8 protein-coding genes are annotated in these 13396 nt (G+C 35.8%); 7 read left to right on the top strand and 1 reads right to left on the bottom strand.

Annotated features, from left to right (window positions below):
- The first annotated feature begins 840 nt into the window (after positions 1 to 840).
- From MHB65_RS19560 to MHB65_RS19540, 5 genes are all read left to right on the top strand, one after another.
- Positions 841 to 2166: a nucleotide sugar dehydrogenase gene (locus tag MHB65_RS19560; protein ID WP_342441429.1), complete on the top strand. Its 1326-nt coding sequence runs from the start codon at positions 841 to 843 to the stop codon at positions 2164 to 2166.
- Between the two features lie 16 nt (positions 2167 to 2182).
- Positions 2183 to 3613 carry a polysaccharide deacetylase family protein gene (locus MHB65_RS19555; RefSeq protein WP_342441428.1) on the top strand — a complete coding sequence of 477 codons (1431 nt, stop codon included), beginning with the start codon at positions 2183 to 2185 and terminating at the stop codon, positions 3611 to 3613.
- Entirely contained in the window at positions 3613 to 5475 is a 1863-nt protein-coding gene (locus MHB65_RS19550) for a glycosyltransferase (protein ID WP_205447088.1), read from the top strand. The genes MHB65_RS19555 and MHB65_RS19550 overlap by 1 nt, the downstream gene beginning before the upstream one ends.
- A complete protein-coding gene (locus tag MHB65_RS19545; RefSeq protein ID WP_342441427.1) occupies positions 5472 to 7223 on the top strand; it encodes a polysaccharide deacetylase family protein in 1752 nt (583 codons plus the stop codon). Before MHB65_RS19550 ends, MHB65_RS19545 begins: the two co-directional genes overlap by 4 nt.
- 139 nt (positions 7224 to 7362) lie before the next feature.
- Entirely contained in the window at positions 7363 to 8292 is a 930-nt protein-coding gene (locus MHB65_RS19540; protein ID WP_342441426.1) for a glycosyl hydrolase family 18 protein, read from the top strand.
- 35 nt (positions 8293 to 8327) lie between these two features.
- Here MHB65_RS19540 and MHB65_RS19535 read toward each other — a convergent pair whose 3' ends face one another.
- Positions 8328 to 9230, bottom strand: a complete 903-nt coding sequence (locus tag MHB65_RS19535; RefSeq protein ID WP_205445285.1) for a LysR family transcriptional regulator — start codon at positions 9228 to 9230, stop codon at positions 8328 to 8330.
- Between the two features lie 155 nt (positions 9231 to 9385).
- Between MHB65_RS19535 and MHB65_RS19530 the strand changes: the two genes are divergently transcribed.
- Both MHB65_RS19530 and MHB65_RS19525 read left to right on the top strand, forming a co-directional pair.
- Positions 9386 to 12331: a histidine kinase gene (locus MHB65_RS19530; RefSeq protein WP_342441425.1), complete on the top strand. Its 2946-nt coding sequence runs from the start codon at positions 9386 to 9388 to the stop codon at positions 12329 to 12331.
- Positions 12303 to 13067: a response regulator gene (locus MHB65_RS19525; RefSeq protein ID WP_342441424.1), complete on the top strand. Its 765-nt coding sequence runs from the start codon at positions 12303 to 12305 to the stop codon at positions 13065 to 13067. The genes MHB65_RS19530 and MHB65_RS19525 overlap by 29 nt, the downstream gene beginning before the upstream one ends.
- Positions 13068 to 13396: the final 329 nt, after the last annotated feature.

Below are 13396 nucleotides of genomic sequence, written 5' to 3'. Positions count from 1 at the left end.
CTCCTCTGTAACGCTAAATCCCCTAGGAGTGACGCTGGCTCCACTCCAATCAACCATTCTGCAAAGTGTCTTTACTTTTTTTCATAATCAAATCGCCTATTATCTGTATTCTTAGAGGGGATAAGCTCTTATTTTCAGTGTGGAGAAGTGATGCGTGACAACACCTCTTCATAAAGAGTAGTGAGCACCTTCACTTTATTTGAAAACCTTTGCTAAAAAGTTAGTGGGTTGAAGTGGAAGGCTACTTGACTCCCGTGGGATAGCGAGACAGGCGAAACCCTGCACGGAGCGGTAGCGGAGGAAGCGATTCGACGCTCGCCCACAGGAAAGCAAGTAGCCTGCAACGGAAATCCATTTCTACCTTTCAATTGACTGTTTTGTTTTTCAACACTAAAAAGGTATGTGAGTCATATGACTCACATACCTTTTTATGTAATCCCTTAAGTATTGGTGATACTTAAGGGATTTTTTGCATTTATTTATTATTTAGCATGAACTAGTAGTTATGAATTTATTGATAAATATAATGTGAATTATTGCACTAATATTGTCGAATTTTGAGAAAAATAGGCGTTTTATAATGTATTTTCGAAATGTTTAGAAATTGTTTAGTTTCAATTAGTACTATATAAACGTTAGCAAATTGTTGAAGGTTTTGATTAATCGTTTTTCACGGAAAAATCATGAGGAAGTCGGTAGCAATGAAAGGAGTTTGATCAAAATGATAATGAGAAATACTCAATTACTTTGTAGAACGCTTACCATCAATAAATCATTGCTCAAAAATCTTTAAAATCCGTTGGAAGTTGAAAATTGTTTTAGATAGAGGAGTCATTTTTTATGAAAATAAAAACGCAATCACGAAGCTCAGCTTTATCGAATAAAATCAAAACAAAAACTGCGACTATAGGGGTTATTGGACTTGGTTATGTGGGGCTGCCATTTGCTGTTGAGATTGTACAAAGTGGTTTTCATGTTATAGGGTTTGATAAAAATCAAGATAAAATCAGACAGATACAGGAGGGGGATAGTTATATAGCTGATTTACCTAAAGAAAATTTACAGCGAATCATAAAAAGTAGTCGATTTGAAGCAACTAATGATTTTGCCAAACTTTCGCAAGTTGACGTAGTAGTGATTTGTGTGCCTACACCTACAGCAGTAGATGGAACGCCTAATATGTCATTTATAAAAGAGGCAACGCATGACATCGAAAAAAATATTAAAACCAATGCGCTCGTTATTTTAGAAAGCACAACTTACCCTGGGACAACAGAAGAATTTGTTCAGCCCATTTTACAAAAAAATGGCTTTGTCATCGGTCATGATTTGTTTTTAGCGTATTCACCAGAACGTATAGATCCAGGAAATAGCAAGTTTTCCGTTTCGAATACACCGAAAGTGGTTGGGGGAATAACAGCAGCATGTCTAGAAGTATCAAAGGTCTTTTATGAAACAGTCATTCATACCAGTATATATACTGTGTCGAGTCCGAGAGTAGCTGAAATGGAGAAATTGCTGGAAAATACGTTTCGACAAATTAATATTGCCCTTGTCAATGAGTTAAGTCAGATTTGTTATAAAATGGATATCGATGTTTGGGAGGTGATTCAAGCAGCTTCTACAAAGCCCTACGGATTTATGCCATTTACACCTGGACCTGGAGTAGGGGGACATTGTATTCCAGTAGATCCTAAATATTTATTATGGGCTGGGCAACAGCATGGCATCTCTGCAACATTAATTGAGGCAGCAGACAAAGTCAATGATTCAATGCCTAGCTTTGTTGTGAATAGACTAGAAAATTACTTACGTAGACAAAATAAAGAACTAAGTAAGGCAACGATTGTTGTCATTGGTGTTACGTATAAACCTAATATAAATGATCCACGTGAATCTCCAGCACTTCGTGTTATCCAGCAGTTATTAGATAGTCAGTGTGAACTAAAGATTATCGATCCGTTTATTCAAACATTCTCTGTACAACAATCCCTTTTAAATACAGTTCCATTAACAGGAGAAATAGTCCAACATGCAGATGCAGTGTTAATTTTAACGAATCATTCAGAAATTGATTATTCTTTAATTGATCAACAGGCTTCCTTAATTTTTGATACACGTAATACCAATTTTGTGTTTGAAAATAAAAATTATCACAAGTTATAAGGGGAATTCATTGGAAATGAAACTACTTAAAATCTGTAGTCTGCTTATGTTATTACTTCTAACGGGATGTCACCCCGCTACCAAAGAAACGATTCATCCAGTTGATTCTTCTATTAAAATCAAAAAATCTGATGGTACAATGAGTGATTTAATTAGTCATGCCGACATTGTCGTGTCGAAAGTTGCCTTAACATTTAATGGCTTCGCAGATAACGAAACTATGGAGCAATTACTAACAAAGTTAGATGAATCGGATATGAAAGCGACTTTTTTCTTGGAGGGGATGCGTGTTGCTCAGGAGCCAGAGCTTGTGAAAGATATCTTAAAGAGAGGTCATGAGGTACAAAACGGTACATTGACGTTTCCAAATGTAGCAACTTTAGATTATAACCAGACGTATGAAGAAATTTTTTTAACCAATCAAATTTTTGAAGAGCATTTAGGCTATACTCCGAAATATGTTCGAAGTCGCTCAGGTGATGTTACCGAAAACATGCGTTTAGTAGCAGCCACACTAAACATGAAGGCAGTTATTGGATTATCTATTAATCCACTTGATAGAAAAATGCAAAGTGCTCAAGAACTAATTGACTATATCAGCCAATATATTGATAGGGGCTCTATCATTCATCTCAACACATACATTAATCCTGCCATTATTGATACCATCCCCTTACTAGCGCAATTAGCTAAAGAACATGAGTACACGATTACTACGTTAAGCGATGTGTTAGACGAACGTTATTTAACAAAGTCAGTAGAAGAAATAAAAGGGTATGACGCTGTTAGCCCCAATTTAAATTATGAGCATGCCAAGCCCAATATATATTATCGAAAAGAGACGTCCAAAAAGGAAATAGCTATTACTTTTGATGATTGGGCACATGAAAAGCGCGTAAAGGAAGTACTGGACGTTTTACGGAAATATAATATCAAAAGTACATTTTTCTTAATTGGTAGCGGAGTCGAGAAGAATCCACAGTTAGCAAAAATGATTGTAGAGGAAGGTCACGAGGTAGCAAGTCACTCCTATTACCATTTAGATGTGACGAAGATGACACCTGAAGAATTGCAAGATGATTTAGTGAAGGCTCACAGGGCTCTGACCTATGCATTACAAGAGCCACCACTTTTATATTTCAGACCAGCACAAGGCATAATGGATGAGCGAACGGCCAAAATTATTACTGCCGCTGGAATTAAAACCATTGCCATGTACGATATTGCTTCTTTTGATTGGAATTTAGATTACAAGGCGCAGGACATTTATGAACGAGTAATCGAAAGGGCTGCACCAGGGAAAGTCATTGTCATGCATATTTTAGATGGTACAAATACGGTAGAAGCATTACCTCTAATTATTGAAAAACTACAACAAGATGGCTATAGCTTTAGTAAAATGTCGACTTGGATTGAGGAAGATATAAGTAGGGATGTGAATGAGTGATGAAAAAAGAGATTTTAATGACACCACGCTCTGACCGCCGAATTCTATCAAATATTCCCGATCCTGAAAATGTACGAAACCTAGTGGATCGACGTGGTGCATCCTACCAGAAAGAGGAGATTGATCCTACAGATGTGAACGAAGTTTATCGTCTCCAACGAATGAGTTTACGCTATGAAACAAATTTTGAGGTTCAGCTTAAAAGACCTAGACGTCCAGTGAGTTCTAATAAATATTATGCGGAGGATATTTCGGTAACGGGTATCCTTGTTTACTCCCATCAGCCCCAGCATTTATTGATCGATGAAATACTAACAATGGGATTCACAATACCAGGTGGGGCAATGCCAGAGGGCTATGAGTCCAAAGTCAAGTTAAAGGCTAGGGTTATACGTTGCTTTACTAAAGAAGTAGATGAACAAACCCGTTATTATGTTGCATGTGAATTTTTGCATCCTTTAAATGAGTATATGATAAAAAATCGGTGGGGCGTTTCTATTTTTGTAGCCAGCTTATTTTTCTTGATTGTGTCACTATGTGTCATATTAATGAGAGCCGAAAGTTTGATTTATTTCAGGTTTAATAAATTTTTATATCTTTATAGTATTATTGCCGCAACGTTTCTGTTAAGCAGATATGTATTCGGTATGCTCTACAAAAATATACCAATCAATCCGAAGTTTGAACCAGGTGTATCCATTATAATTCCTGTGTTTAACGAAGAGGAATGGATTCATCGCACGGTATCTAGTTGTATTAATCAATATTATCCAGTGGATAAGTTAGAAGTAATCGTCGTGGATGATTGTTCAACAGATCGTACAGAAGAAAAGGCAAAGGATATGATTAATCTTATACATGGTGAGGGTGAACGTTTTAGGACAAATGATCGCTTAAAGTTTTATAAGCTACCACAGAACGGAGGAAAGCGAGAAGCCTTAGTTGCAGGGGTTCATCAAGCCAAGCATGAATTGGTTGTGTTTGTGGATTCAGATAGTTTTTTAGAGCCACATGCCATTCGTAATTTAGTTCAGCCTTTCCAAGATCCTAAGATGGGCGGTGTGGCTGGTCGAACGGAGGTTGAAAATAAATTTACCAATTCTCTTACAAAATTACAAACAGTCCGTTATTATATTGCCTTCCGTATTATGAAAGCCGCCGAATCATGGTTTGATACGGTTACTTGTTTATCAGGGCCATTAGCATGTTATCGGAAAGAGCTTATTCTAAAAAATGAAACAGCCTGGCTCAATCAAAAGTTTCTCGGTCAGCCAGCCACATTTGGGGATGATCGCAGCATGACCAACTATATTTTGAAAACACATCGAACAGGCTATCAGGATAATGCCATTTGTTCTACGATTGTGCCCTCTGATACGAAAGTTTTTTTAGCACAACAAATGAGATGGAAACGTTCTTGGTTACGAGAATCATTACGCGCATTTATATTTATGTGGAAAAAAGAACCTTTTATGTTTCTTTTCTTTATCATTGGTTTAATTGTGCCAATCGCTGCCCCGATTATTGTTGTGTATAACTTAATTTATGTACCACTGGTATATGGCATTTTTCCAACAACATTTTTACTAGGCTTACTATTAATGGCAATGTTAATGAGTTTGGCACATTTATTCTTTAGAAAGAGCACACTATGGGGGTTTGGTTTTATTTTTGTTCTCTATTATGAATTTATTTTGCTTTGGCAGATGCCAGCAGCCTGGGTAACTTTTTGGAAATCTACATGGGGAACAAGAGAAACCCCTCAAGACGTTCTAGCGAAAGAAAAGAAAATGGAAAAGCAGAAGGTACGAAAATCCCGGTTTTCGATGTTGAAAAATAGAAAAATGGGTGAGAAGGAATGAAAGGAAAAAGTATAGAACTCCAGCCAGCTAAAAAAAATCGTCGGAAAATCATTCGTTCGATCGTACAATTAATCATTGTGTTCTTATTAGCTGTGATTTTAATAAAAGCTATATTTTTGACAGAGAGGCGAACGGCTGAAGCGGTACCATTAAACAATAAAGAGGGATTTATTGCCCTTTCTTATTTTGGGTTGAGTAGAAATGATTCTCCCAAATATGTGTCTAAAAAGAATTTGGAAGAACAATTAACATTGCTGAAAAAACAAGGTTATCAAACGATTACACAAAAGGATATTTTAGATTTTTATCAAAAAGACAAACCATTACCTAAAAAAGCATTGTATTTATCCTTTGAGGATGGTCGCACAGATTCTAGTATTTTTGCTCAAAATATTATGGAAAAATTAAATTATAAGGCGACGATGTTTACGTATGCTAATAAAATGGCTACGAGGGATAGTAAATTCTTAAAGCCTAAAGATTTAAAGCTGATGAAACGAAGTGGGTATTGGGAATTAGGATCTAATGGCTATAGGCTAACCTATATTAATGTTTTTAATGATAAAGGACAATCACTTGGTGTTATCGATGAAAATGATGTACCCAATAAAACAACGATAGAATACTACAACCACTATTTAATGGACTTTATTCGCAATCCATATATGATTCCAAGTGAAACACGGCAAGAGATGGAAGAACGCATTAAGAAGGATTATAAGCTGATGGAGGATATCTATCAAAAAGAGTTTGGCGAAGTGCCAAAAGCCTATGCGATTATGCATGCTAACTCTCTTTATAACAATATGGACCCATTAGTACAGAAAATAAATGATAAGGAGATTAAAGACAAGTTTCGTCTGCATTTTAATTTAGAATTGGGTGCCTATAATGATCGAGAGGCAGATCTTTATAACTTAAATCGTTTACAAGTTTCGCCGTATTGGTCAACCAATCATGTCATGATGAAAATTTTTCAAACTAGTAAACAAAACATTGAATTTAAGATAGGAGATCCTCAAATAGCACAAAATTGGCATGTGGTAAATGGGGCGGCAGAATTTGAAAATAATGAAATTACGTTAACCTCTCCCCCATCTAGTGAAGGTAGAATTCTCTTAAAGGATGCATTAGCCGAAAGCTTTCAAGCAAAATTTACATTCAAAGGAAATGTTGTAGGTCAGCAAGCTTTCTATACCAATTATGATGCAACAACAAACAGCTATTTGAGAATTGCATTAGTAGATAATGAGATTGTGGTAAGTGAAAAATTACCAGAGGCAGGGATTGTTGAGAAGGAACGATTTCAGTTAAATGAAGTAAAATGGAATGAAGAGGAATATGCCTTTAACAAGGCGACCGTTTACACCTATCATGATACTCAAAAAGGTTCTCGTATTAATGACAAAGAATACCCAAGAAACTTAACGAAAAAGAGAGTATTTAACATTACCGTCCATCAGGATAAAATAGAAATAAATGTAGATAATGTATTATCCGAAACCGTTCAAATAAATCCAGCATTACAAGGGGCACAGATTGGATTTGGTGCGCTGTACAGTAAAAAGGATACTTCACATGAACAATATGCCGATGATATTTACGACACATTCATAGAGGATATTTTGATTACAGATAGTAAAAAGCAAATCATTTATACAAACCAATATACGAATTTTGAGAAGGTGAGGAATAAAGCCATTGTTATGTTAAATGATGTGGTGGATTTCTTTATTGAAACCTTCTAAACCGAGGTGAAATTTAATTCAAGTGAAGAATTTTGTATTGTTTATCTGTATAGCGCTCCTATTTATTACGGCTTGTAGTCCTAGTAAGGAGCCAGCAGCTGTAGCAAAAGTTGATACAAAGAATAAGGAGAAGCTCCGATTGTCTATCTGGTTACCCGAATGGCAAAATAAATTGGCTATGGAGGATGTGAAAAATTCTCAGCAAGGGTTACAAGATCTAAGGGTTTTCGGTGCTTATTTTAATAGTAAAGACGAATTGCTTTTAACAGAAAATGCAATTGATATGCTGCAACAAACACAGCAGCAATTTACCAATTCACATCATGTGATCCTAACGCTTATTAATGATTATGTAACAGATAACGCTCCATCTGTTCAAAAGGATAGTCAGCTTTTGCACAGATTGGTATATGATTCTGCTGCTAGAAAAAAGCATATCAGCCATATTTTAGAGGTAGCAGAACAGTACCAATTGGCTGGTATTGAGATTGATTATGAAAAGGTAGCGCAAGAAGACCTAAAAAAATATATCCTCTTTTTAAAAGAGCTGTACCAAGCGCTTTCTAAAAAGGATATGACATTGCATGTTGTGCTAGAGCCGAGTTTTCCATTTGATGTAAAATTGCCAAATGGACCTAGCTATACTGTAATGGCCTATAATGTTCATGGCTATCATAGTGGGCCAGGCGCGAAAGCCACTTTTTCTTTTCTTAATGATTTAGTGAAAAAAATCAAAAAGTCAAATCAAGATTTAGCCATTGCCTTTGCTACTGGTGGTTTCGATTGGGGAGCAGAAGGTAAAACAGTTGCTTTAACGGAGCTGGAGGTTGAGCAAATATTAGCTGAAACGCAAGCAGAAAAGAAACGTGATAAGACAAGTGGAGCGGTTTATTTTACGTATATAGATGACAGCCGAATTAGCCATGAAATTTGGTATGCTGATCAAGTAACGCTTGAAAAATGGGTGAACTATGTACAGAGGAGAAACTATCATGACGTGGTGTTATGGCGTGCAGGAGGCTTAGGCGCAAAAACATTACAATGGATTAGTGAGCATTCAACTAAATAATGTGAAGTCAAAAAAATCGCCCAAAAGGCGATTTTTTATTGGAATTGAGAAAGACGAGAAAAGAAGTTTTTCACAAAGTCTAAGAAAATGATTTCTGATGGGGCAATTTCTCGATTTACTGGTGAAATAATACCCACAGTTCTAGGGATTGTAGGAGATTCAATAGGAACCTTTATGGTAAAGCGAGCCGCTGAATCATAAAGAGAGCTTTCTGGTAATAGACTAACACCTATGCCAGCAGCAACTAAGCCCTTCAATGCATCCAAATCTTCCCCCTCTGAAATGACATTTGGTAAAAAGCCTGCAGCTCGACAAGCATCCATCGCTACCTTGTGCAAAATATAGCCATCTGGAAATAACACAAAGAGATCATTTCGCAACTCTGCAAGCTGTATGCTTTCTCTTTTAGCTAATGGATGATTGGCTGGTAGGAGTGCAGCAATATTTTCAGTAAACAGAATTGTTGATTGAATGGATTCGTCCTTTGGGGGGAGGGGTCCTAAAAAGGCTAGGTTCAACTCCCGATTTTTGACTGCATCAATCAAAAATCGATAAGATCCTTGACGTAGTTGAAATTGTAAATCAGGGTATTCGCGTTTAAAGGCTGAAATAACGGTTGGTAGAACATAGCTAGCTAAACTTGTTGGAAAGCCGATTTTAATAGAGCCTTTCGCAGGATTAAGATATTCTTCCACTTGCTTTGCTGCAAAATCAATGGCCTTTAATGCCGTAATGGTATGCTCAAGAAATGTCTTCCCTATTGGGGTTAATTTAACATTTCGTCCCACTCGCTCAAATAACGGGGTGCCTAACTCATCTTCAAGATTTGCGATTTGCCGACTAATGGCAGATTGGGCTACATGAAGATGCTCAGCAGCCTCTGAAATATGCTCACGTTCAGCAACCTCTACAAAATAGCGTAATTGACGTAACTCCACTAACAATTCACCTCTATTAATCTAAAAATAAGATTGATTATACCTTAATTATATATTATTGAAGATGAAAAATGACTGTTAATGTCAAAATAAAAATTATAAGCTGTTAGATATTTGAGAGTTTACTTTTGTACGATAGGAATGAGGTGGGTTTCATGATAAGAAAAGGATTAAGCTGGTTATTTATTTTAGTAGCAATTGCCATGTTAGCATACTTAATTTTTAACGATCAAGATACAAGTCATACTAAATTACAGGCGACGGATGGTTTATTAGATTTATCAGAAATAACAAAAGAGGAAGAGATTGTAGCATTGTCTGGAGAATGGCGGTTTATAGGCAATAAATTTCTTGAACCTGCTAATTTTCCTGATCACGCTCCGATTGAAAAGGTTCCCGGACCATGGCAGGATGATGCAGAGTACGGTACTTATCAACTTAAAATTAAGCTACCACCTCATTTCAAAAAAATAGGTATTCGGGTACGAAATATTTGGTCATCTCATCAACTTTTTATTAATAATGAGATCGCTGCATCCTATGGTACACTTACTACTGCTCGAGAAGCATCAGTACCAAGTAATCCTGTTTATGAAGTGTATTTTTCACCTTCTTCGGAATCATTAACCATAACAATACAAGTGGCAGATTTTTATAATGCTAGGCATGGCATTATATTTCCTATAGATATTGGTGAAGCGGATGCTCTTGCAAAAGATGTAATTCAAGATGTGTACTTAGAAAAAACAACCATCATCATGTTATTGATATTTTCAATCTTTCATTTTAGTTTGTATTTATTAAGAATAAGAGATAAAGCGTTTTTTTATAGTGCAATCTATTTTTTTACATTAGCAATTCTAGTATGTACAAGGGGTGAACGAACTCTTTATAGGGAGTTTCCTTCTATAGCATTTGAGTGGTATTTTCGTTTGCAAGATTTTATAACGTATTTGAATGCAGTGATGTTATTCCTGTTCTTCGTCTATACTGTAACAGCCATGATGAAGCGTAGGACAGCCATGTTTTTTGTGTCACCTCTTATATTATATGGAGTTGGAACGTTCCTTTTACCAGCAAGATCCTTATCAAATCTCCAATATCTATTTTTCACCTATATAAATTTTTTAGCATTATTAATAATTGGACGATTATTGTATTTGATGATGACGAAAAGTGCTCATGTACCAAAAAATGAACTAGCCATATTAAGTGCAACGATAATATCTCTATTTATTTTTAGCGTAAGTGGAACATTTGATCAGCTTTTTTTCTCAGGACGAAATGTTTTTAATCGCATTGGCCTGCTATTTTTTGTAGTAAATATGAATGTTTTCTTGGCTATGCGACTAATTAATCGAACAAGAGACGCTGAATTATATAGCCAACGTCTGGAAAAGGCAACAATTGGTAAGGAATCGTTTTTAGAGGTAACAACAAATGAATTAGAACAACCTCTTTATCATGCATTAAATATCACAAAATCCTTGTCAAATCAATCTATGACGGGTGAGCAACAATTACTAGAACAACAACTAGAACGTTTATTATATTTAGTAAATGACTTGAAGGATTTTACCCGGATAAGATTCCAAGATTTACAAATAACTGTCCATCCAGTCAATATTCAAATGATTATGCTGCATATATTGACCATGCACGAAAAAAAAATAAAGAACAAAAATATTTGTGTATACAAGCACATTAATCAAAAATTATTAGTACAAGCTGATGAGCAGCGAGTAGGACAAATCTTATACAGGGTGCTTGAAACAGCTATTTCTCATGCTGTGAATGGGGATGTCATTTTAAAGGTTTTACATCTTAATACAGACGTCAGAATTTCGGTTGAAGGAACTGGGGCAGAGCCTATAAAGCAAATTGCAGCAGATGAAACGGGTCAGTCCATTGGGAAAGCCATCATTGAACAGATGAAAGGCACATATTCAAGAGATTTATTACAAAATGGCATTCGTTTCAACATCACTTTGCCATTTGGGGGTTATGAGGAAGTGCTAAAAGATAATGAAATGAATGTCATATGGAACAAACAGACACCGTTCAATGAAAACTTGCCGAAGTTACTCATAGTTGAGGATGATGTCATACATGCAGAAGTGTTACAAACTCTTCTACAAAGTCAATATTTTATAGAGGTTGTGCATTGCCCAGAAGAAGCACTTACTATTATTCAGCAAAAAAAACCTGATTTTTTATTGATAGATGAAGTGATGCCTGGAATGGGAGGTATTGCTCTAACGAAACATATAAGACAGTATTTTAGTTATATAGATTTACCGATTATTATGTTAGTAGCCAATGAATATCCAACCAATATTTCACTTGTCTTAGAATCAGGAGCAAATGATTATATCCGTAAACCAGCTACAAAAGAAATGTTAATTACACGTTTATCTGCCATTGCATTAACTAAAGAGGCTATGGGCAAAGCGATACAACACGAAATGGCTTTTCTACAGGCACAAATTAATCCACATTTTTTATACAATGCACTCAGCAGTATTATTTCGTTTTGTTATACAGACGGTGAGCGTGCAGGACATTTATTAACGATGCTATCTACCTATCTACGTTATATATTAGAATCAGGTAAGGATGAACAACGCGCAACATTAGAGAAAGAGCTTGAAATCATACGTGCTTATGTAGAGATCGAACAAGCTCGCTTTGGCAATAAGCTAACTGTTATATTAACAATAGAAGAGACATTAGATGCATCAACGGTAGAAATTCCAAGTCTACTGATTCAGCCTTTAGTAGAAAATGCCATTCGTCACGGGATTTTTGAAAAGGATGGAAATGGAACAGTCACTATTGAAATAAAAAGGCAGCAAAATCATCTTAGCATTCGAGTGATGGATGATGGCGTTGGTATGACTGAGGAACAGGTAAAAGCTTTAAACGATGGTGAAACTATATTTTCAAATGGCATCGGCCTTATGAATGTTTTACGTCGAGTAAAAGAAATACCGCACGCTACTCTTTCGATTACTTCTAAGAAAGATGAAGGGACAACAATGGTATTTATACAACCTTTAAAGGAGCTTCCATATGTGGAGAATTATTATGGTAGAGGATGAACAGCCGATTTTAGATTTGCACAAACTATTACTTGAAAAAGAGGGGATTTTTAAGGTTATTGCTTCCTTTACATCTCCTATAGAAGCGACAACTCAAATTTTGACCATTAAAGGTGAATATGATGCGATTATTTTAGATATTGAAATGCCTAAGATGAATGGATTAGAGCTTGCGGCTCATTTAGTAGAAGAAGGCATAGATGTTCCAATTATTTTTTCAACAGCATATGCAAAATACGCTGTTGATGCGTTTCGAGTGCAAGCATTAGATTATGTATTAAAGCCAATGACTCCGAGTATTGTACTGCAATTAAATGAAAGACTGACGAAATATTATGGACGTCAAACGAAGCAAAATGCTACGAAGTTGGAAGTTAGATTGAAAGGTGAAGTTGGAGCAAGGTTAAATGACAAAGCTATTAAATGGCGAACAAAGGTCACAGAGGAACTTTTTTATTATCTATTAGTCAATGAAGGAATTGTAGTATCAAAATATCGTATTTTAGATGATATTTGGCCCAATTTAGAAGAGAAAAAGGCGTTAGCCAATCTTTATAGTACAATCTACCGTCTGCGTCAGCTTTTTATCGAGCTAGGTTTACCCATTCAGATAGAACGTGTAAATGATGGCTATGAGCTGAAGACGAATGATGCAATTATTGTTACTTCCACTTCAGATGCGGATGCTTTTTTACTGGAATCAAAAGGATATTTATGGGCATATCATCTAGGCTGATTGAGAAAAGGTAGAAATGTTGGATACCATCAACGTTTCTACCTTTTAATTTATCCACGCTTTCCTTTCAAGATATGATTCATTTCTTTATAGCAAAATTTCTTTCTTACAATATGGGCTTTAATTGATTCCATTTTAATGAAATAGGTTATAGTATAGATATGGTTGTTTATGCTAATTTGTCACAAAACCGCTACAATTAGCACTTTTCATGAGGTTTTCACTATGTAGCTAGATGAAATCGATTCTCAATTAGAGATATTTCATTGAAAATGAAGAAAGTCTATTCTCATTGTTTAGGTGAAGTAGTAATAATCTGAAAATGCTTA

This window comes from Lysinibacillus sp. FSL K6-0075 (genome assembly GCF_038592945.1).
Lineage (GTDB): Bacteria > Bacillota > Bacilli > Bacillales_A > Planococcaceae > Lysinibacillus > Lysinibacillus fusiformis_F.
The sequence above is the reverse complement of the archived record's forward strand: the minus strand, read 5'-3'. Positions and strand labels throughout refer to the sequence as shown.

Coding starts and splice junctions, on each gene's coding strand:
- MHB65_RS19545 (WP_342441427.1), top strand. CDS start 5,472: ATGAAAGGAAAAAGTATAGAACTCCAGCCAGCTAAAAAAAATCGTCGG.
- MHB65_RS19560 (WP_342441429.1), top strand. CDS start 841: ATGAAAATAAAAACGCAATCACGAAGCTCAGCTTTATCGAATAAAATC.
- MHB65_RS19525 (WP_342441424.1), top strand. CDS start 12,303: ATGTGGAGAATTATTATGGTAGAGGATGAACAGCCGATTTTAGATTTG.
- MHB65_RS19550 (WP_205447088.1), top strand. CDS start 3,613: ATGAAAAAAGAGATTTTAATGACACCACGCTCTGACCGCCGAATTCTA.
- MHB65_RS19555 (WP_342441428.1), top strand. CDS start 2,183: ATGAAACTACTTAAAATCTGTAGTCTGCTTATGTTATTACTTCTAACG.
- MHB65_RS19530 (WP_342441425.1), top strand. CDS start 9,386: ATGATAAGAAAAGGATTAAGCTGGTTATTTATTTTAGTAGCAATTGCC.